Here is a 20,835-nt window from a genome sequence, read left to right as displayed (position 1 = left end):
CTACAACCTCAAAACAGTGCTTTGAGCAACCTGCGGCTAGCTTCCTAGTTTGCTTTTTGATTTTTATTGAGTATAAGAAAAATAAAAAATAGAGAGCAGTTAAAGTATGAAAATTTTAATTGTAGAAGATGAAGAGATGATCCGTGAGGGGGTCAGTGATTATTTGACGGATTGTGGCTATGAAACCCTTGAGGCTGCAGATGGGCAAGAAGCCTTGGAGCAATTTTCTAGCTATGAGGTAGCCTTGATTTTACTAGATATCCAGATGCCCAAGCTAAATGGTCTAGAAGTCCTAGCTGAGATTCGTAAAACCAGTCAGGTTCCTGTCTTGATGCTGACCGCCTTTCAGGATGAGGAATACAAGATGACTGCCTTTGCTTCTCTGGCAGATGGCTATCTGGAAAAGCCCTTCTCCCTCTCCCTCTTAAAAGTGAGGGTGGATGCAATTTTCAAGAGATACTACGATACAGGACGAATCTTCTCTTATAAAGATGCCAGGGTGGATTTTGAGAGCTACAGTGCCAGTCTAGCAGGTCAAGAAGTGCTTATCAATGCCAAAGAGTTGGAAATTCTGGACTATCTGGTGAAAAATGAAGGCCGGGCCTTGACTCGGTCTCAGATAATCGATGCCGTCTGGAAAGCGACAGATGAGGTTCCCTTTGACCGTGTCATTGATGTTTATATCAAGGAATTGCGGAAAAAACTAGACCTGGACTGCATCCTCACTGTGCGCAATGTTGGTTATAAATTGGAGCGAAAATGAGACGAACAGGTTTATTTACAAAGATATTTATCTATACCTTCTCGATATTTAGTGTTCTGGTTATCTGCCTTCATTTAGCTATTTATTTTCTATTTCCCTCGACTTATCTGAGTCATCGTCAGGAAACCATTGGCCAGAAAGCGACAGCTATTGCCAAGTCCCTAGAAGGAAAGGATAGGCAGAGCATCGAGCAAGTGTTAGAGCTGTATTCCCAGACTAGTGATATCAAGGGGGTCGTTAAGGGCGAGATGACAGAGGACAAGTTAGAAGTCAAGGACAGCATTCCTCTGGATACGGACCGTCAGACCACCTCTCTCTTTATTGAGGAGCGTGAGGTGACAACGCAAGATGGTAGCACCATGACTCTCCAGTTTCTGGTTTCTATGGATTTGCAAAAGGAAGCAGAGCAAATCAGTCTCCAATTTCTTCCCTATACCTTGCTGGCATCCTTTCTAATTTCCCTCTTGGTGGCCTACATCTATGCTCGGACCATTGTTGCCCCGATCTTGGAAATCAAACGGGTGACTCGTAGAATGATGGAACTGGATTCCCAAGTGCGATTGCGCGTGGATTCTAGGGATGAGATTGGTGATCTCAAGGAACAAATCAATAGCCTCTACCAGCATCTTTTGACTGTCATTGCAGACTTGCATGACAAGAATGAAGCCATTCTCCAGCTGGAGAAGATGAAGGTCGAATTCCTACGAGGGGCTTCTCATGAACTGAAAACACCGCTGGCTAGTTTGAAAATCCTGATCGAAAACATGAAAGAGAATATCGGTCGTTATAAGGATAGAGACCAGTATCTGGGAGTTGCCTTGGGGATTGTGGATGAACTCAATCACCATGTTCTGCAGATACTTTCCCTCTCTTCTGTGCAGGAGTTGCGAGATGATAGGGAAGAAATTGACCTCCTCCAGATGACACAAAGTCTGGTTAAGGATTATGCCTTGCTCGCCAAGGAAAGAGAGCTCCAGATTGACAATAGTTTGACCCATCAGCAGGCTTATCTAAACCCATCAGTTATGAAGTTGATTCTTTCTAATCTCATCAGCAATGCAATCAAGCACTCTGTTCCAGGTGGCTTGGTTGGTATTGGAGAAAGAGAAGGGGAACTCTTTATCGAGAATAGCTGTAGCTCAGAAGAACAAGAAAAACTAGCCCAGTCTTTTTCTGATAATGCTAGTCGCAAGCCCAAAGGGCCTGGGATGGGACTCTTTGTGGTCAAGAGTCTATTGGAACATGAAAAATTAGCTTATCATTTCGAGATGGAGGAGAATCGTTTAACCTTCTTCATAGCTTTTCCAAAAGTCGCCCAAGACTAGAGATAGAAAGGGTTTACATGGATGAAGCTAGAAGAAATTAAATCGAAACTACGGGAAAAACTAGATTTTTTTGTCAAAAAGTGATAAAATGAACAATGTAAATGGGGTGACCCATAAAAATATACAGGAGGCCTGATAAAATGGCAATCGTTTCAGCAGAAAAATTTGTCCAAGCAGCTCGTGACAACGGTTATGCAGTTGGTGGATTTAACACAAACAACCTTGAGTGGACTCAAGCTATCTTGCGCGCAGCAGAAGCTAAAAAAGCTCCAGTTTTGATCCAAACTTCAATGGGTGCTGCTAAATACATGGGTGGTTACAAAGTTGCTCGCAACTTGATTGCTAACCTTGTTGAATCAATGGGTATCACTGTACCAGTAGCTATCCACCTTGACCACGGCCACTACGAAGATGCACTTGAGTGTATCGAAGTTGGTTACACTTCAATCATGTTTGACGGTTCACACCTTCCAGTTGAAGAAAACCTTAAATTGGCTAAAGAAGTTGTTGAAAAAGCACACGCTAAAGGTATCTCAGTAGAAGCTGAAGTTGGTACTATCGGTGGTGAAGAAGACGGAATCATCGGTAAAGGTGAATTGGCTCCAATCGAAGACGCTAAAGCAATGGTTGAAACTGGTATCGACTTCTTGGCAGCTGGTATTGGTAACATCCATGGTCCTTACCCAGCAAACTGGGAAGGTCTTGACCTTGACCACTTGCAAAAATTGACAGAAGCTCTTCCAGGATTCCCAATCGTATTGCACGGTGGTTCAGGTATTCCTGATGAGCAAATCCAAGCAGCTATCAAACTTGGTGTTGCCAAAGTTAACGTTAACACAGAATGCCAAATCGCATTCGCTAACGCAACTCGTAAATTTGCTCGTGACTACGAAGCAAACGAAGCAGAATACGATAAGAAAAAACTCTTCGACCCACGTAAATTCTTGGCTGACGGTGTAAAAGCTATCCAAGCATCGGTTGAAGAACGTATCGACGTATTCGGTTCAGAAGGTAAAGCATAATCTAGCTGAATAATACAGATAAAACCTGCCTGTGAGGGTGGGTTTTTTGATTTCAAGCTACTCGTTTTAGTATAGTAAACTGAATCTAGACTAGCACAATGCTGCTTCTATAGCGTTTTGAAACTAGAACAGGACAATATAACTGCTAAAATATTTCTATAAATTCATTTGATTTTCCTAATCAATTTGTTCGTATCCTATTTCATTCCACTATAAAACATTCTTATCAATTGATTTGAATTCCAAAATTTCATCGCTCTGGTCTTATTTCATTTGGCTATAAAAAACTCTCCTGGGGAATCCCAGGAGAGTATGAGTACTTATTTGAACTTGAATCCTTCGTAAATAAGCTCTGCTTTTGGATTTTGTTTCTTAATCTGTTTGGCAAGTGTCTTCATCATAGAAAGGGGACCACACATATAGACGGTTGCATGTTCGGGCACTTCTTTTTGTTCAAAATTAAGATAGCCGTCTTTCGTACTGTCGATTAGATGGAGTTCAAAATTAGGATTTTTCTGAGCATAGTTACGGAGTAAATCTAGGTAGACTGCATTTTCATCTCCACGGAAGCTATAGTAGAAGTGAACCTGTTTATCTAAAATAGGATGTTCACGGATGTAAGAGATGAAGGGGGTGATCCCAATACCTCCAGCAATCCAAACCTGATTTTCTCGTCCTTCTTCTATGATCATGTGTCCGTAAGCTCTGTCTAGGGTTACTTTGCTGCCGGCTTGAAGATTATCATAGATATTATTGGTATGGTCGCCTGAATTTTTAACAGTAAAGTAAAGAGTTTGGCCATGACCTCCTGAGATAGAAAAGGGATGCGGAGCACTTTCAAAGCCTTCTTGGAAAATCTTTAGAAAGGCAAATTGTCCTGATTGATAGTTGAAAGGTCTGCTAAGATGGATTTGAATTTCTCTAGTATCGTGATTTAAGCGTTTGAGATGGGTAATTTTCCCTAGATAGGGGAAGGAAATCTTTTGATATAGAAAAATGATATAAAAACCAGCTAGTAAGCCTAAAAGGGCATAGCTACCAACAAGAAAACTTAGAAGATTAAATGTAAGGAGACGATTGCCCATTATCATGTAGATGTGAAAGAGTCCTAAAATATAGGCTAGGTAAACCAGGCGGTGAATCCATCGCCAAGCTTCGTATTGGATGTATTTGCCTAAATAGGCGACAAGGATGATGCTGGCAAAGATATAGATGGCAAGATTACCAAACTGAGCAGCTAAGCGAGAGCCCCACAAACCGCCCATACTAAAGTTATGAAAGATTAGTAGGATGATTGAGAGAAAGGCTGTGAATTTGTGGACGGTGTAGACCTTCTCCAAACCGTGAAACCAGCTTTCTAGTAGTGGGAGACGAGTGGCTAGGATAAAAGTCAGAGATAGGCTTGTTAAAGCTAGTCCTGGAATCATGAATTGGGGAGAAGTGTTCATCCAAGTCAAAAGAGTCAAGATAAAACTAGCTATGATAAAGAGTAGTCCTTTGATTGATTTCATAGAAAATTCCATTTCATTTAGATTTCGATTTGTTGTAAATGAATTTGTTACATTTTATCATAGAAAATGTATGGTGTCAAATCTAGGTGTGTAAATCTCTGTTCTTATAAAAAACTCTCCAATTGAACTGGAGAGTGGCTGTTTATACTCAATGAAAATCAAAGAGCAAACTAGGAAGCTAGCCCGCAGGCTGCTCAAAACACCGTTTTGAGGTTGTGGATAGNNTCAGTAACCATACATACGGCAAGGTGAAGCTGACGTGGTTTGAAGAGATTTTCGAAGAGTATTATTCTGCAGCTTGTTGCCAACGTTTGGCTAGCATATGAGACAGGCTAGAAATGGCTAGGTTAAAGCTGAAGTAGATGAGGGCAATCAGTATATAAAGACTGAAGACCTGCTCTGGTTCGAAATAACGGCCCATGAGAATTTGGCTGGCTCCAAAGAGTTCTTGTAGGGCGATAACAGAGTAGAGGAGACTGGTATCCTTAATCACGGTTACAAACTGAGAAATGATGGCTGGCAGCATTTTACGAATGGCTTGTGGGAGAATGATGTAGTAGAGGATTTGGGCTGAAGTGAAGCCTTGTGACATTCCTGCTTCGTACTGCCCCTTGGCTACGGCATTGAGACCGCCTCGGATAATCTCAGCTAAAGCCGCTGATGTAAAGAGTGTGAAGGCAGTGATTCCTGCTGGAGTGGATTTCATCTTGAAAATTAAAAAGATAGTAAAGATCCAGAGAAGGTTGGGAACGTTGCGCACAAATTCGATATAAAAGCTGGAAATAATGCGCAAGACAGGATTTTTGCCATTTCTCATGACAGCTAGCACCGTACCGATAAGGGTAGAGAGGACGATGGCAATCAGAGAAATGTAGAGGGTCAAGCCAAATCCTTTAAAGATAAAGACTAGGTTATCTGGGGTCAAAACTTCTAAAATGGATTCCATAGTAACCTCCTAAAGTGAATAGGCTTTTTTATTAGCTTGTTCCATCTTGCGACCAAACTGGGCAACAGGGAAGCATAGAGAAAAGTAGAGAAGGGCAGCGCCTAGAAAGGCTGGAATGTAGTTTCCGTTAAGTGCTGACCAAGACTTGGTCACAAACATCAAGTCCACTCCAGAGATGATAGCGACTGTTGAGGTGTTCTTGATGAGGTTGACAATTTGGTTGGTCAAAGGAGGGAGAATGATGCGGTCAGCAACTTCACGGGCAAAGCCCATTTCATGGGTAACGATGATCATGTTCATCCCGTCATGTGCCAGTTTTTGCATAACTGCTAGTACATCTCCGATAGTCTCAGGGTCAAGGGCAGATGTTGGCTCATCAAAGAGAAGGAGTTCAGGATGCATAGCGAGTCCACGAGCAATGGCGATTCGTTGTTTTTGTCCACAAGATAGCATGGCTGGATAAGAATCTTTTTTATCCCACATATTTACAAATTCCAGATATTTTTGAGCTGTTTTTTCAGCTTCTTTTTATCAATTCCTAGAATTTTATGGGTGCGAGTGTTACGTTTTCTAACACTGTTTTATGCGGATAGAGGTTAAAATGCTGGAAAACCATGCCGACTTCCTTACGAAGAGGCACCAAATCTTTCTGGCTGGCACCAGCAACTTGGTGGCCATTGACTAGAAGACTTCCCTTGTCAACAGCCTCCAAACCATTGATGGTGCGGATAAGAGTGGATTTTCCAGAACCAGATGGTCCGAGTAGGACAACGACTTGTCCTTTTTCAAAACGGAGATTGATGTCGCGGAGTGCGTGGTAGTCTCCGTAATATTTTTCGACGTGTTCAAATTCTACTAAAGCCATAAGGAGTCTCCTTTGCATTAGATTTTATAACATGATTCTGCACCAAAAGATTTGTCTTGTCAAATCATATCTGAAAAAATTCACTAAAATTTTATAAAAAAGCAATCTGGATAGAGAAAACGTCTAAATCATGTTATAATGAAGCAATAGAATTCTTAGAAAGAGTGGATGTCTTTTTGATAACACCTACTTATGAATGGCAGTTTGCCCCGCAGGTAGAAGATGCGGATTTTACAAAGATAGCCAAGAAGGCTGGACTGGGTCCTGAGGTGGCTCGGTTATTATTTGACAGAGGAATTCAGGACCAAGAAAGTCTGAAGAAGTTTTTAGAACCTTCTTTGGAGGACTTGCACGACCCTTATCTGCTCCATGATATGGCCAAGGCAGTGGAACGGATTCGTCAGGCCATTGAAGAAGGGGAAAATATTCTCATCTATGGAGATTACGATGCGGATGGAATGACTTCGGCTTCTATTGTGAAGGAAAGTTTGGAACAGCTTGGTGCCGAGTGCCGGGTTTATCTGCCCAATCGTTTTACTGATGGCTATGGACCTAATGCCAGTGTTTATAAATACTTTATCGAGCAAGAAAGAATTTCCTTGATTGTGACGGTGGATAATGGGGTTGCTGGTCATGAGGCTATTGAATTGGCCCAGTCTATGGGAGTAGATGTCATTGTGACTGACCACCATTCCATGCCTGAAACCTTACCAGATGCCTATGCGATTGTCCATCCTGAGCATCCAGATGCGGACTATCCTTTCAAATATTTGGCTGGTTGTGGAGTGGCCTTCAAGCTGGCTTGTGCCCTGTTAGAAGAAGTGCAAGTGGAATTGCTTGATTTGGTCGCTATCGGAACTATTGCAGATATGGTGAGTTTGACGGATGAAAATCGCATTTTGGTTCAGTATGGTCTGGAGATGTTGGGACATACTCAGCGCATTGGTTTACAAGAAATGCTGGATATGGCTGGGATTGCCGCTAACGAAGTAACAGAAGAAACGGTTGGTTTCCAGATTGCCCCTCGTTTGAATGCCTTGGGCCGTTTGGATGATCCCAATCCTGCCATTGATTTGCTGACTGGCTTTGATGATGAGGAGGCGCATGAGATTGCCCTCATGATTCATCAGAAAAACGAAGAGCGCAAGGAAATCGTCCAGTCTATTTATGAAGAAGCTAAGACCATGGTGGATCCTGAGAAGAAGGTTCAGGTCTTGGCCAAGGAAGGCTGGAATCCTGGAGTTCTAGGAATCGTGGCTGGTCGTTTGTTGGAAGAACTAGGGCAGACAGTCATCGTTCTCAATATAGAGGACGGTCGTGCCAAGGGTAGTGCTCGTAGTGTGGAAGCAGTGGATATTTTTGAGGCTCTGGATCCCCATCGAGACCTCTTTATCGCTTTTGGAGGTCATGCTGGTGCAGCCGGAATGACGCTGGAAGTTGATAAACTTTCAGATTTATCTCAGGTCTTGGAAGACTATGTCCGTGAAAAAGGCGCAGATGCTGGTGGCAAGAACAAGTTAAACTTAGATGAAGAACTGGATTTGGAGGGGCTTAGCTTGGAAACGGTCAAAAGTTTTGAACGTTTAGCACCTTTTGGCATGGACAATCAGAAACCTGTCTTTTATATCAAGGATTTTCAGGTCGAAAGTGCTCGTACTATGGGGGCAGGCAACGCCCATCTCAAGCTGAAAATTTCCAAGGGTGAGGCGAGTTTTGAAGTGGTAGCCTTTGGTCAAGGCCGATTGGCAACAGAATTTTCTCAAACCAAGAATCTAGAGTTGGCAGTAAAACTGTCTGTCAACCAATGGAATGGCCAAACTGCCCTCCAGTTGATGATGGTGGATGCGCGTGTGGAGGGTGTTCAACTCTTTAACATTCGTGGGAAAAATGCAGTCTTGCCAGAAGGAGTTCCAGTCTTGGATTTTGCTGGAGAAGTGCCAGATATAGAGACTAGTGAAGCTGTTGTAGTGAAAACCATTCCTGAGGATATTACCCTGCTGAAAACTATTTTTCAGGAACAGCATTTCTCTGCTGTTTATTTCAAAAATGATATTGACAAGGCCTACTATCTAACAGGATATGGGACTAGAGAGCAGTTTGCTAAATTGTACAAGACTATCTACCAGTTCCCAGAGTTTGATATTCGCTATAAGCTCAAGGATTTGGCTGCCTATCTCAATATTCAACAAATCTTGCTGGTCAAGATGATTCAAGTATTTGAAGAGCTAGGCTTTGTGACCATCAAAGATGGTGTCATGACAGTCAATAAAGAGGCACCAAAGCGAGAGATAGGAGAAAGTCAGATTTATCAAAATCTCAAACAAACTGTCAAAGACCAAGAAATGATGGCCCTGGGTACCGTGCAAGAAATTTATGATTTTTTATCTAAAAAAACAGTATAAAAATCTAATTATCCGCATAAACACTGGACTTATCACACTTTATCAAGGTCAAAACCACTCAATTTACTACTAATTTACTACTTATGAATGAGCTTTGATACGACGATTTATCCTTGAAAAGTGAAGATACAAAGATACTTCCAATAAAATTGAATATTTAATAGGTAGACACTTCAAAAAATGAGGTGTCTATTTTTTTACCCAATATTTGAAAGGAAGTGAACTTATGAAAACAGAAAATCAAGAATCAAAAGGTCGCTCCCCTCCCTTTAAGACCATCAAACAAACAAGATTTATCAAACAATAAAAAGAAAGGATAGGTAAAAATATGGAACTTAAATTTGTGATTCCCAACATGGAAAAAACATTTGGCAATTTAGAATTTGCTGGCGAGGATAAAGTAGAACAGCGAAGAATCAACGGACAATTAACTGTCTTATCTCGAAGCTACAACCTCTATTCTGACGTTCAAAGAGCAGATGATATTGTGGTGGTGCTTCCTGCTGAAGCTGGAGAAAAACATTTCGGCTTTGAGGAACGTGTAATGTTAGTCAATCCACGTATTACCGCAGAGGGCTATAAAATTGGTACTCGTGGATTCACAAATTACCTTTTACATGCGGACGACATGATAAAAGAATAAAGAAAGAGAGGAAAAATGATGAGATTACCTAATGGCATTGTATTAGATAAAGACGCTACATTTGGAGAATTAAAGTTTTCAGCACTCCGTCGTGAAGTACGAATCCAAAATGACGACGGTACGGTTTCAGATGAAATCAAAGAACGTACCTATGATTTAAAATCCAAAGGGCAAGGACGTATGATTCAAGTGAGTATTCCTGCCAGTGTTCCTTTGAAAGAGTTTGACTATAACGCAAAAGTGGAAATCATCAATCCAGTTGCAGATACCGTCGCTACCGCTACCTTCCGAGGGGCAGATGTTGACTGGTATATCAAGGCAGACGATATTGTATTGACGAAAGATTCCAGTACCTTTAAAAATCAGCCACAACCTAAAAAAGAGCCAGCCACGGATAAATAGTCATGCTACTTCCACTAGAGAGAAAGGAGGAAATCCCGCATGAAACAGTTTGGCATTCGTGGTAAAAGGATTCGCCCAAGTGACAAGGATTTAGTCTTTCATTTTACAGTAGCGTCCTTACTGCCAATTTTCCTGCTGGTTATCGGACTGTTTCATGTGAAGACAATCCAGCAGATTAACTGGCAGGACTTTAACCTATCACAAGTAGACAAGATTCACATTCCCTATTTAGTTATTAGTGTTAGTGTCGCAATTCTTGTCTGCTTGCTGGTGGCATTTCTATTCAAAAGATATAGATATGATACAGTAAAACAACTGTACCACCGTCAAAAGCTGGCTAAGATGGTACTTGAAAACAAGTGGTATGAATCGGAACAGGTCAAAACAGATGGCTTCTTCAAAGATTCGTCCAGTCGTACTAAGGAAAAGATAACCTACTTTCCCAAAATATTTTATCGCCTTAAAGATGGTTTAATACAGATGCGAGTGGAAATCACGCTAGGAAAATATCAAGACCAGCTCCTACACTTGGAAAAGAAATTAGAAAGCGGATTGTACTGTGAGCTGACGGATAAAGAGTTAAAAGATTCTTATGTGGAATATACCCTGCTCTATGACACCATCGCCAGTCGTATTTCTATTGATGAAGTCCAAGCCAAAGATGGCAAACTACGCTTGATGGAAAACGTATGGTGGGAATATGACAAGCTCCCTCACATGCTCATAGCTGGTGGTACAGGTGGCGGTAAAACTTACTTTATACTGACACTGATTGAAGCCTTGCTTTATACAGATTCTAAGCTCTATATTCTTGACCCAAAGAACGCCGACCTTGCCGACTTAGGCTCTGTGATGGGGAATGTCTACTACAGAAAAGAAGATATGCTCTCCTGCATTGACCGTTTCTATGATGAAATGATGGCACGAAGTGAAGCTATGAAAGAGATGGAAAACTATAAGACTGGCGAGAACTATGCCTACTTAGGACTTCCTGCAAACTTTCTTATCTTTGATGAATACGTGGCTTTCATGGAAATGCTGGGAAATAAAGAAAATACCGCAGTCTTAAACAAGCTCAAACAGATTGTCATGTTAGGTCGTCAAGCTGGCTTCTTTTTAATACTGGCTTGTCAACGTCCAGACGCAAAATATTTAGGCGACGGAATCCGTGACCAGTTTAATTTCAGAGTGGCACTTGGAAGAATGTCTGAAATGGGCTATGGCATGATGTTTGGCAGTGATGTACAAAAAGATTTCTTCTTAAAACAAATCAAAGGTCGTGGCTATGTTGATGTGGGAACAAGTGTCATATCAGAATTTTACACTCCCTTAGTACCAAAAGGTCATGACTTTTTGGAGGAAATAAAAAAACTAACCAACAGCAGACAGTCCACGCAGGCGACGTGCGAAGCGAAAGTCGCAGGTGTGGACTGATCTTGCTGGCTGGTGTGGCGATAGCCACGCCAGCACCTAACCCCCCGTATCTAACAGGGGGGTACAAATCGACAGGAAACAGTCAAAAAAATAGCAGAAAATTCTTTGGTTACAAGGAGTTTAGAAAATTTCGTGGTATGTCAAATGAGCTTCAATAGTTGACATACCTTTTTTAATTGGAGGGATTTAACTGAATGAACAAACTTTGATACAGCATTTAAAGGAAAAACGGTTGGCTTATGGGCTATCTCAAAACCGACTGGCTATTGCTACAGGCATTACAAGGCAATATCTTAGCGACATTGAAACTGGCAAGGTTAAGCCATCAGACGAGTTGCAACAATCCCTTTGGGAAACTCTGGAACGCTTCAATCCCGATGCCCCACTTGAAATGCTCTTTGACTATGTAAGGATTCGCTTTCCCACAATGGACGTACAGCATGTGGTTGAAGAAATATTGCAATTGAAACTTTCCTATTTTCTTCATGAAGACTATGGCTTTTATTCTTATTCAGAACATTATGCCTTAGGCGATATATTCGTTCTCTGCTCTCATGAGATAGACAAAGGTGTTCTGGTGGAATTAAAAGGTCGTGGGTGCAGACAATTTGAAAGCTATCTTCTAGCACAACAAAGAAGCTGGTATGAGTTCTTTATGGACGCTTTGGTGGCTGGTGGCGTGATGAAACGCCTTGACCTTGCCATCAACGATAAAACAGGGATTTTGAATATTCCCACACTGACGGAAAAATGCCTACAGGAAGAGTGTATTTCGGTGTTCCGCAGTTTCAAGAGCTATCGCAGTGGCGAACTGGTACGCAAAGATGAAAAGGAATGTATGGGAAACACGCTTTATATCGGTTCATTACAAAGCGAAGTCTATTTCTGTATCTATGAAAAGGACTATGAGCAGTACAAGAAAAATGATATTCCCATTGAAGACGCAGAGGTTAAAAACCGTTTTGAAATCCGACTAAAAAATGAGCGTGCCTATTATGCAGTACGTGATTTACTTGTCTATGATAATCCAGAGCATACAGCTTTTAAGATTATCAATCGGTATATCCGCTTTGTGGATAAGGACGATTCAAAAGCACGTTCCGATTGGAAACTCAATGAAGAATGGGCATGGTTTATTGGAAACAATCGTGAACGATTAAAGCTAACCACAAAACCAGAGCCTTACTCTTTCCAAAGGACACTAAACTGGCTATCTCATCAAGTCGCCCCGACCTTAAAGGTTGCTATTACACTTGATGAAATTAACCAGACGCAGGTTGTGAAAGACATTCTCGACCATGCGAAACTGACAGACCGACACAAGCAGATTTTAAAGCAACAGTCGGTAAAAGAACAGGACGTGATAACGACAAAAAAATAACTTAAATACAAATTCACTGCATACAGAAAGGAGAACATTTTTATGAATTTTGGACAAAACCTTTATAACTGGTTTCTATCAAATGCTCAATCACTGGTACTTTTAGCAATCGTTGTAATTGGCTTGTATCTTGGCTTCAAGCGTGAGTTTAGTAAACTGATTGGCTTTTTCATCATTGCGATTATTGCGGTGGGCTTGGTGTTCAACGCTGCTGGAGTAAAAGACATTTTATTAGAGCTATTTAATCGCATTATCGGTGCTTAAATTAAACCGTTATTTTGTGGAATATAAGTGGTTTTCTTATGTTCCGCAAAAGAATGGTACACCAAACGAAGTGCGGTAGGGATTTTTGAATCTCTACAAAGAAAGGACGTGAACACATGGACGATATGCAAGTCTATATTGCCAACTTAGGTAAATACAATGAAGGAGAATTAGTCGGTGCTTGGTTTACCTTTCCCATTGATTTTGAAGAAGTCAAAGAGAAAATCGGCTTGAATGATGAATACGAGGAATACGCCATTCACGATTATGAGTTACCCTTTACGGTTGACGAATACACTTCTATTGGCGAACTCAATCGCCTATGGGAAATGGTATCGGAGTTGCCAGAGGAACTACAATCCGAGCTATCTGCTCTGCTCACTCATTTTTCAAGTATTGAGGAACTAAGCGAACATCAAGAGGATATTATCATTCACTCGGATTGTGATGATATGGCAGATGTCGCACGTTACTACATTGAAGAAACTGGAGTATTGGGCGAAGTGCCAACCAGTCTTCAAAACTATATTGATTACGAATCCTATGGTCGTGATTTAGAAATTTCGGGAACTTTTATCACAACCAATTATGGGATTTTTGAAATCGTCTATTGAAAGGATTGATTCTATGAAGAAAATACGAAGCTATACCAGTATTTGGTCTGTTGAGAAAGTGCTGTACTCCATCAACGATTTTAGACTTCCGTTTCCCATAACCTTTACGCAAATGACGTGGTTTGTCGTGTCACTGTTTGCGGTTATGATACTTGGCAACTTGCCACCTCTTTCCATGATTGAGGGAGCATTTCTCAAATATTTTGGAATTCCTGTGGCTTTCACATGGTTTATGTCTACAAAAACCTTTGATGGTAAAAAGCCTTATGGATTTTTGAAGTCTGTCATTGCTTATGCACTGCGACCAAAGCTGACCTATGCAGGGAAAAAAGTAACCCTTGGCAGAAACCAGCCACAAGAAGCCATTACGACAGTTAGGAGTGAATTTTATGGCATATCCAATTAAATACATTGAAAATAATCTGGTCTGGAATAAAGATGGCGAATGTTACGCCTATTATGAGCTTATTCCTTACAATTACTCATTCCTAAGTCCAGAACAGAAAATACAAGTGCATGATTCTTTCAGACAGCTTATCGCACAAAATCGTGATGGCAAGATTCATGCTCTACAAATCAGTACAGAATCCAGCATACGTTCTGCACAAGAACGTTCCAAAGAGGAAGTAACTGGCAAACTCAAAGTAATTGCCTATGACAAAATCGACCAACAGACAGACGCTTTAATATCCATGATTGGCGAAAATCAAGTGGACTACCGCTTCTTTATCGGCTTTAAGTTGCTTCTCAACGATCAAGAGTTTTCTATGAAAAGTCTTACCGTTGAAGCCAAAAATGCTTTGTCTGATTTTGTCTATGATGTGAACCATAAGCTAATGGGCGATTTTGTCAGCATGAGTAATGATGAAATCCTGCGTTTTCAGAAGATGGAAAAGCTCTTGGAAAATAAAATCTCTCGTCGTTTCAAAATCCGTAGACTGGATAAGGACGACTTCGGCTATCTGATTGAACATCTTTATGGACAGACAGGTACAGCTTATGAAGATTATGAGTACCATCTATCAAAGAAGAAGCTGGATAATGAAACGCTGATTAAATATTATGACCTTATTAAACCGACCCGTTGTCTGGTGGAAGAAAAACAGCGATACCTAAAAATTCAACAGGAAGACGAAACCGTCTATGTGGCGTACTTTACCATCAACAGCATTGTCGGCGAATTGGACTTTCCGTCCTCTGAAATCTTCTACTACCAGCAACAGCAATTTACATTCCCGATTGATACTTCTATGAATGTGGAAATCGTGGCAAACCGTAAAGCACTAAGCACCGTTCGTAATAAAAAGAAAGAACTAAAAGACCTAGATAACCACGCATGGCAAAGTGATAACGAAACCAGCTCTAATGTGGCGGAAGCTCTGGAAAGTGTCAATGAGCTGGAAAATAATTTAGACCAAAGCAAGGAATCCATGTATAAGCTCTCTTATGTGGTGCGTGTTTCCGCAAATGACTTGGACGAATTGAAACGTCGTTGTAATGAAGTGAAAGATTTTTATGACGATTTAAGTGTCAAGTTGGTACGACCATTTGGAGATATGCTGGGCTTACATGAAGAATTTTTACCATCAAGCAAGCGTTATATGAATGACTATATTCAGTATGTAACCTCTGATTTCTTAGCTGGACTTGGTTTCGGTGCTACTCAAATGCTTGGCGAAAATGAGGGTATTTATGTTGGCTATAGCTTAGATACAGGACGCAATGTCTACCTCAAACCTGCTCTTGCCAGTCAAGGGGTTAAGGGTTCAGTAACCAATGCATTAGCGTCTGCCTTTGTAGGTTCGCTAGGCGGTGGAAAATCCTTTGCGAATAACCTTATCGTCTATTATGCAGTGCTTTATGGGGCACAAGCAGTGATTGTTGACCCGAAAGCGGAACGTGGCAGATGGAAAGAAACCTTGCCAGAAATCGCTCACGAAATTAATATTGTCAATCTGACTTCTGATGAGAAAAATAAAGGCTTACTTGACCCTTACGTGATTATGAAAAATCCCAAAGATTCTGAATCACTGGCAATCGACATTTTGACGTTCCTTACGGGGATTTCATCACGAGATTCTGACCGTTTCCCTGTTCTACGAAAAGCCATTCGTGCTGTAACTAATAGTGAAGTGCGAGGTCTTCTGAAAGTGATTGAGGAATTACGGGTTGAGGGAACTCAAATAAGCACCAGCATAGCCGACCATATCGAAAGTTTTACAGACTATGACTTTGCACATCTGCTCTTTAGTGATGGATATGTGGAGCAGTCTATCAGTCTTGAAAAACAACTGAACATCATACAGGTTGCCGACTTGGTACTTCCCGATAAAGAAACCTCCTTTGAGGAATATACCACAATGGAGTTACTATCGGTGGCAATGCTGATTGTCATTAGTACCTTTGCGTTAGACTTTATCCATACAGACAGAAGCATTTTTAAAATTGTTGACTTAGACGAAGCGTGGAGCTTCTTACAGGTGGCACAAGGTAAAACACTGTCTATGAAACTGGTTCGTGCTGGACGTGCTATGAACGCTGGGGTATATTTCGTGACCCAGAATACAGATGACCTTTTAGATGAAAAGCTGAAAAATAATCTTGGTTTGAAATTTGCGTTCCGCTCTACTGACCTTAACGAGATTAAAAAGACCCTTGCCTTTTTCGGCGTTGACCCAGAGGACGAAAATAATCAGAAGCGATTGCGTGATTTGGAAAATGGACAGTGCCTTATCAGTGATTTATATGGTCGTGTCGGTGTGATACAGTTCCACCCTGTATTTGAAGAACTGCTCCATGCCTTTGATACCAGACCGCCTGTGCGAAAAGAGGTGTAAATGTGAAACCATCAATATTAAACAGAATAAAATCAAACTGGACGCTGAAGCGTCTAGGTAAAGTGGCAATGACAGTGGCTTTCACACTTGTGATTGCCATTTTTCTTTTAGCCATGATGGGAACAGTGGTTCAAGCTGCGGGCTTGGTAGATGATACAATCAATGTGGCAAATGAGTACAGCCGATACCCACTTGAAAACTATCAACTGGATTTTTATGTTGATAATAGCTGGGGCTGGCTACCGTGGAACTGGTCGGACGGAATTGGAAAACAAGTCATGTATGGCTTATATGCCATTACCAATTTTATTTGGACAATCAGTCTTTATGTTTCCAATGCGACTGGCTACTTAGTTCAAGAAGCCTATTCCCTTGACTTCATTTCTGCTACAGCAGATTCCATTGGCAAGAATATGCAGACCCTTGCAGGAGTTACGCCTAGCGGACTATCAACAGAGGGATTCTATGTTGGATTCCTCTTACTCTTGATTTTGGTTCTTGGGGTTTATGTTGCCTATACAGGACTGATAAAAAGAGAAACTACAAAAGCGATTCATGCCATTGTGAACTTTGTCATGGTATTTATCCTATCAGCTTCCTTTATTGCCTACGCTCCCGACTACATTAAAAAAATCAATGATTTTTCATCAGACATCAGTAATGCCAGTTTATCACTTGGCACGAAGATTGTCATGCCCCATTCCGATAGTCAAGGCAAGGACAGCGTGGACTTAATCAGAGATAGCCTGTTTTCCATACAGGTTCAGCAACCGTGGCTACTGCTTCAATACAACAGTTCAGACATTGAAAGTATCGGTATTGACCGTGTGGAAAGCCTGCTCTCCACCAGCCCAGATTCCAACAATGGCGAAGACAGAGAAAAAATTGTTGCGGAAGAAATTGAAGACAGAAGCAATACCAATCTAACCATTACAAAGACCATTAACCGTTTAGGTACAGTCTTCTTCCTATTTGTCTTCAATATTGGGATTTCCATATTTGTATTCCTATTAACAGGAATCATGATTTTCTCGCAGGTACTTTTTATCATCTATGCTATGTTTCTGCCTGTGAGCTTTATTTTAAGCATGATTCCATCATTTGATGGTATGTCAAAACGAGCCATAACAAAGCTCTTTAATACCATTTTGACACGAGCTGGAATCACATTGATTATTACGACAGCATTTAGTATTTCAACCATGCTCTATACCTTATCGGCTGGTTATCCGTTCTTTTTGATTGCTTTTCTACAGATTGTGACCTTTGCAGGAATCTACTTCAAGCTGGGCGATTTAATGAGTATGTTTTCTCTACAGAGTAACGATTCTCAAAGTGTGGGAAGTCGTGTGATGAGAAAACCTCGTATGCTTATGCACGCTCACATGCACCGTCTACAGCGGAAACTTGGACGTTCCATGACTACTCTAGGGGCTGGGTCTGCCATTGTTACAGGTAAAAAAGGACAGTCGGGTTCGGGGAGTTCTGCAAGGACACAAGCAGATCACTCCCGACCAGACGGAAAGGAAAAATCAACACTTGGAAAACGTATCGGTCAAACCATCGGTACAGTAGCTGATACCAAAGACAGAATGGTAGACACTGCTAGTGGTTTGAAAGAACAGGTTAAAGATTTGCCGACCAATGCAAGATATGCAGTATATCAAGGAAAATCCAAAGTAAAAGAGAATGTCCGTGATTTAACCAGTAGTATTTCTCAAACCAAAGCGGACAGAGCCAGTGGACGCAAGGAACAGCAGGAACAAAGGCGAAAAACCATTGCGAAGCGTCGCTCTGAAATGGAACAGGTCAAACAGAAAAAACAGCCTGCTTCTTCTGTTCATGAAAGACCGACTACAAGACAAGAACAATATCATGATGAACAGACCTCAAAACAGTCTAATATTCAGACTTCATATAAGGAATCTCAACAAGCCAAACAAGAGCGTCCAGCAGTTAAGTCCGATTTTTCAAGTCCAAAAGTGGAACGCCAAGGCAATACCGTTCAAGAAAAAACCGTTCAAAAGCCAGCAACTTCAACCACTACAGCAGATAGAACTTCACAACGTCCAATCACAAAAGAACGTCCGTCTACTGTTCAAAGAGTACCACTACAAAATACAAGAAGTAGACCACCAATCAAAACCGCCACCATTAAGAAAGTCGGTAAGAAACCATGAAGTTGAAAACTTTAGTGATTGGTGGTTCTGGATTATTCTTGATGGTCTTCTCACTGCTTCTGTTTGTTGCCATTTTATTTTCAGATGAACAGGACAGCGGAATTTCCAATATTCATTATGGAGGTGTGAATGTTTCCGCAGAAGTGCTGGCTCATAAGCCTATGGTAGAAAAATATGCCAAAGAATATGGCGTTGAAGAATATGTCAACATACTTCTTGCGATTATACAGGTGGAATCGGGCGGTACTGCGGAAGATGTTATGCAGTCCTCGGAATCCCTCGGTCTTCCACCTAATTCATTGAGTACAGAAGAATCCATTAAGCAAGGTGTGAAGTATTTCAGTGAATTATTAGCCAGTAGCGAAAGGCTCAGTGTAGATTTAGAATCGGTTATCCAGTCCTACAATTATGGTGGTGGTTTCTTAGGGTATGTGGCTAATCGTGGAAATAAATATACCTTTGAACTGGCTCAAAGTTTCTCAAAAGAGTATTCAGGTGGCGAAAAAGTGTCTTACCCCAATCCCATAGCCATACCTATCAATGGGGGCTGGCGATACAACTATGGCAATATGTTTTATGTGCAACTGGTAACGCAGTATCTTGTCACAACAGAGTTTGATGATGATACGGTACAAGCCATCATGGACGAAGCACTGAAATATGAGGGCTGGCGATACGTTTACGGTGGAGCTTCCCCGACTACTTCTTTTGATTGTAGCGGACTGACACAATGGACGTATGGAAAAGCTGGAATTAACTTACCACGAACCGCACAACAGCAATATGATGTGACCCAGCATATCCCACTATCGGAAGCACAAGCTGGCGATTTGGTTTTCTTTCATTCTACCTATAACGCTGGCTCTTATATTACTCATGTTGGGATATACCTTGGCAATAACCGTATGTTTCATGCAGGCGACCCAATCGGTTATGCCGACTTAACAAGCCCCTACTGGCAACAGCATTTAGTGGGAGCAGGACGAATCAAACAATGAGAAAGGAAGATTTAATGATGAAATTTAGAAAAAATCAGAATAAAGAAAAACAGATACCAAAGGAAAAGAAACCTCGTGTCTACTATAAGGTCAATCCTCATAAAAAGGTTGTGATTGCCTTGTGGGTACTTTTAGGGCTTAGTTTCAGCTTTGCGATATTCAAGCACTTTACAGCTATAGATACTCATACTATTCACGAAACAACTATCATAGAAAAGGAATACGTTGATACTCATCATGTAGAAAATTTTGTAGAGAACTTTGCGAAAGTCTACTATTCATGGGAGCAATCCGATAAGTCCATTGATAATCGAATGGAAAGTCTAAAAGGCTATCTGACAGATGAACTTCAAGCTCTCAATGTTGATACAGTACGCAAAGATATTCCTGTATCGTCTTCTGTAAGAGGATTTCAGATATGGACGGTAGAGCCAACTGGCGACAATGAGTTTAATGTAACCTACAGTGTAGACCAGCTCATTACAGAGGGAGAAAATACAAAGACCGTCCACTCTGCTTATATAGTGAGTGTCTATGTAGATGGTTCTGGAAATATGGTACTGGTTAAGAATCCGACCATTACCAACATACCTAAGAAATCAAGTTATAAACCAAAAGCCATTGAAAGTGAGGGAACGGTTGATTCCATTACAACCAATGAAATCAATGAGTTTTTAACGACGTTCTTCAAGCTCTATCCTACAGCGACAGCCAGTGAACTTTCCTACTATGTGAATGACGGGATATTAAAACCAATCGGAAAAGAGTACATCTTTCAAGAACTGGTAAATCCTATTCACAATCGTAAGGATAATCAAGTCACGGTATCGCTGACAGTGGAGTATATCGACCAGCAGACCAAAGCAACGCAGGTATCTCAATTTGATTTGGTACTTGAAAAGAACGGGAGTAATTGGAAGATTATAGAATAACAAATATTGGTACATTATTACAGCTATTTTGTAATCACGTACTCTCTTTGATAAAAAATTGGAGATTCCTTTACAAATATGCTCTTATGTGCTATTATTTAAGTATCTATTTAAAAGGAGTTAATAAATATGCGGCAAGGTATTCTTAAATAAACTGTCAATTTGATAGTGGGAACAAATAATTGGATGTCCTTTTTTAGGAGGGCTTAGTTTTTTGTACCCAGTTTAAGAATACCTTTATCATGTGATTCTAAAGTATCCAGAGAATATCTGTATGCTTTGTATACCTATGGTTATGCATAAAAATCCCAGTGAT

The 20,835-nt window shown here is 40.9% G+C and carries 18 protein-coding genes and 2 pseudogenes; 17 read left to right on the top strand and 3 right to left on the bottom strand.

Annotated elements, in window-relative coordinates:
- The first annotated feature begins 106 nt into the window (after positions 1-106).
- From vncR to HT671_RS05665, 3 genes are all read left to right on the top strand, one after another.
- Positions 107-763: a response regulator transcription factor VncR gene (gene vncR, locus HT671_RS05675; protein ID WP_138703451.1), complete on the top strand. Its 657-nt coding sequence runs from the start codon at positions 107-109 to the stop codon at positions 761-763.
- Positions 760-2,088 carry a sensor histidine kinase VncS gene (gene vncS, locus HT671_RS05670; protein ID WP_119943699.1) on the top strand — a complete coding sequence of 443 codons (1,329 nt, stop codon included), beginning with the start codon at positions 760-762 and terminating at the stop codon, positions 2,086-2,088. Before vncR ends, vncS begins: the two co-directional genes overlap by 4 nt.
- A gap of 140 nt (positions 2,089-2,228) precedes the next feature.
- Positions 2,229-3,110, top strand: coding sequence for a class II fructose-bisphosphate aldolase (locus HT671_RS05665; protein WP_001019001.1), 882 nt, complete (start codon positions 2,229-2,231; stop codon positions 3,108-3,110).
- A gap of 320 nt (positions 3,111-3,430) precedes the next feature.
- On the opposite strand, the gene HT671_RS05660 is transcribed toward HT671_RS05665, so the two are convergent.
- From HT671_RS05660 to HT671_RS12050, 3 genes and pseudogenes are all read right to left on the bottom strand, one after another.
- Complete coding sequence (locus tag HT671_RS05660; RefSeq protein ID WP_000835817.1) at positions 3,431-4,621, bottom strand: ferric reductase-like transmembrane domain-containing protein; 1,191 nt, start codon at positions 4,619-4,621, stop codon at positions 3,431-3,433.
- Positions 4,622-4,907: 286 nt separating this feature from the next.
- On the bottom strand, positions 4,908-5,567 hold the full coding sequence (locus HT671_RS05655; RefSeq protein WP_138703450.1) for an amino acid ABC transporter permease: 660 nt from the start codon (positions 5,565-5,567) through the stop codon (positions 4,908-4,910).
- A 237-nt stretch (positions 5,568-5,804) separates the two neighbouring features.
- A pseudogene (locus HT671_RS12050) lies at positions 5,805-6,432 on the bottom strand (amino acid ABC transporter ATP-binding protein); the annotation flags it as partial.
- 176 nt (positions 6,433-6,608) lie between these two features.
- On the opposite strand from HT671_RS12050, the gene recJ reads away from it, so the two are divergent.
- From recJ to HT671_RS12045, 14 genes and pseudogenes are all read left to right on the top strand, one after another.
- The gene (gene recJ / locus HT671_RS05645; RefSeq protein ID WP_171043121.1) at positions 6,609-8,834 is read left to right on the top strand and encodes a single-stranded-DNA-specific exonuclease RecJ; all 2,226 of its coding nucleotides are present in this window, start codon (positions 6,609-6,611) and stop codon (positions 8,832-8,834) included.
- Positions 8,835-9,162: 328 nt separating this feature from the next.
- A complete protein-coding gene (locus tag HT671_RS05640) occupies positions 9,163-9,477 on the top strand; it encodes a YdcP family protein (RefSeq protein ID WP_000420681.1) in 315 nt (104 codons plus the stop codon).
- A gap of 15 nt (positions 9,478-9,492) precedes the next feature.
- Entirely contained in the window at positions 9,493-9,879 is a 387-nt protein-coding gene (locus HT671_RS05635; protein WP_000985040.1) for a YdcP family protein, read from the top strand.
- Positions 9,880-9,918: 39 nt separating this feature from the next.
- Positions 9,919-11,313 (top strand): FtsK/SpoIIIE domain-containing protein, encoded by a 1,395-nt coding sequence (locus HT671_RS05630; protein ID WP_002368310.1) that lies wholly within the window; start codon positions 9,919-9,921, stop codon positions 11,311-11,313.
- Positions 11,314-11,315: 2 nt separating this feature from the next.
- Positions 11,316-11,471 carry a hypothetical protein gene (locus tag HT671_RS05625; protein WP_002390709.1) on the top strand — a complete coding sequence of 52 codons (156 nt, stop codon included), beginning with the start codon at positions 11,316-11,318 and terminating at the stop codon, positions 11,469-11,471.
- A gap of 32 nt (positions 11,472-11,503) precedes the next feature.
- On the top strand, positions 11,504-12,694 hold the full coding sequence (mobT, locus tag HT671_RS05620; protein ID WP_002368311.1) for a MobT family relaxase: 1,191 nt from the start codon (positions 11,504-11,506) through the stop codon (positions 12,692-12,694).
- 42 nt (positions 12,695-12,736) lie between these two features.
- On the top strand, positions 12,737-12,958 hold the full coding sequence (locus tag HT671_RS05615) for a hypothetical protein (protein ID WP_138703448.1): 222 nt from the start codon (positions 12,737-12,739) through the stop codon (positions 12,956-12,958).
- Between the two features lie 116 nt (positions 12,959-13,074).
- Positions 13,075-13,572, top strand: coding sequence for an antirestriction protein ArdA (locus HT671_RS05610; RefSeq protein WP_002368312.1), 498 nt, complete (start codon positions 13,075-13,077; stop codon positions 13,570-13,572).
- A 13-nt stretch (positions 13,573-13,585) separates the two neighbouring features.
- Positions 13,586-13,978: a conjugal transfer protein gene (locus HT671_RS05605; RefSeq protein WP_025186755.1), complete on the top strand. Its 393-nt coding sequence runs from the start codon at positions 13,586-13,588 to the stop codon at positions 13,976-13,978.
- Complete coding sequence (locus HT671_RS05600) at positions 13,962-16,409, top strand: ATP-binding protein (RefSeq protein WP_002368314.1); 2,448 nt, start codon at positions 13,962-13,964, stop codon at positions 16,407-16,409. Before HT671_RS05605 ends, HT671_RS05600 begins: the two co-directional genes overlap by 17 nt.
- Before the next feature lie 2 nt (positions 16,410-16,411).
- Positions 16,412-18,589, top strand: coding sequence for a hypothetical protein (locus tag HT671_RS05595; protein WP_064276871.1), 2,178 nt, complete (start codon positions 16,412-16,414; stop codon positions 18,587-18,589).
- Complete coding sequence (locus HT671_RS05590) at positions 18,586-19,587, top strand: bifunctional lysozyme/C40 family peptidase (protein ID WP_000769868.1); 1,002 nt, start codon at positions 18,586-18,588, stop codon at positions 19,585-19,587. Before HT671_RS05595 ends, HT671_RS05590 begins: the two co-directional genes overlap by 4 nt.
- A complete protein-coding gene (locus HT671_RS05585; RefSeq protein WP_001224320.1) occupies positions 19,584-20,519 on the top strand; it encodes a conjugal transfer protein in 936 nt (311 codons plus the stop codon). Before HT671_RS05590 ends, HT671_RS05585 begins: the two co-directional genes overlap by 4 nt.
- 244 nt (positions 20,520-20,763) lie before the next feature.
- Positions 20,764-20,835 (top strand): annotated as a pseudogene (locus HT671_RS12045) (tetracycline resistance determinant leader peptide); the annotation flags it as partial.

Source organism: Streptococcus sp. 2741 (genome assembly GCF_013276315.1).
Lineage (GTDB): Bacteria > Bacillota > Bacilli > Lactobacillales > Streptococcaceae > Streptococcus > Streptococcus pseudopneumoniae.
This window is presented reverse-complemented; position numbering and strand designations above follow the sequence as displayed.

Excerpts from the sequence above, each read along its gene's own strand:
- vncR (WP_138703451.1), top strand. The coding sequence starts at position 107 with ATGAAAATTTTAATTGTAGAAGATGAAGAGATGATCCGTGAGGGGGTC.
- vncS (WP_119943699.1), top strand. The coding sequence starts at position 760 with ATGAGACGAACAGGTTTATTTACAAAGATATTTATCTATACCTTCTCG.
- HT671_RS05665 (WP_001019001.1), top strand. The coding sequence starts at position 2,229 with ATGGCAATCGTTTCAGCAGAAAAATTTGTCCAAGCAGCTCGTGACAAC.
- HT671_RS05660 (WP_000835817.1), bottom strand. The coding sequence starts at position 4,621 with ATGAAATCAATCAAAGGACTACTCTTTATCATAGCTAGTTTTATCTTG.
- HT671_RS05655 (WP_138703450.1), bottom strand. The coding sequence starts at position 5,567 with ATGGAATCCATTTTAGAAGTTTTGACCCCAGATAACCTAGTCTTTATC.
- HT671_RS05640 (WP_000420681.1), top strand. The coding sequence starts at position 9,163 with ATGGAACTTAAATTTGTGATTCCCAACATGGAAAAAACATTTGGCAAT.
- HT671_RS05635 (WP_000985040.1), top strand. The coding sequence starts at position 9,493 with ATGATGAGATTACCTAATGGCATTGTATTAGATAAAGACGCTACATTT.
- HT671_RS05630 (WP_002368310.1), top strand. The coding sequence starts at position 9,919 with ATGAAACAGTTTGGCATTCGTGGTAAAAGGATTCGCCCAAGTGACAAG.
- HT671_RS05615 (WP_138703448.1), top strand. The coding sequence starts at position 12,737 with ATGAATTTTGGACAAAACCTTTATAACTGGTTTCTATCAAATGCTCAA.
- HT671_RS05610 (WP_002368312.1), top strand. The coding sequence starts at position 13,075 with ATGGACGATATGCAAGTCTATATTGCCAACTTAGGTAAATACAATGAA.
- HT671_RS05605 (WP_025186755.1), top strand. The coding sequence starts at position 13,586 with ATGAAGAAAATACGAAGCTATACCAGTATTTGGTCTGTTGAGAAAGTG.
- HT671_RS05600 (WP_002368314.1), top strand. The coding sequence starts at position 13,962 with ATGGCATATCCAATTAAATACATTGAAAATAATCTGGTCTGGAATAAA.
- HT671_RS05590 (WP_000769868.1), top strand. The coding sequence starts at position 18,586 with ATGAAGTTGAAAACTTTAGTGATTGGTGGTTCTGGATTATTCTTGATG.
- HT671_RS05585 (WP_001224320.1), top strand. The coding sequence starts at position 19,584 with ATGAGAAAGGAAGATTTAATGATGAAATTTAGAAAAAATCAGAATAAA.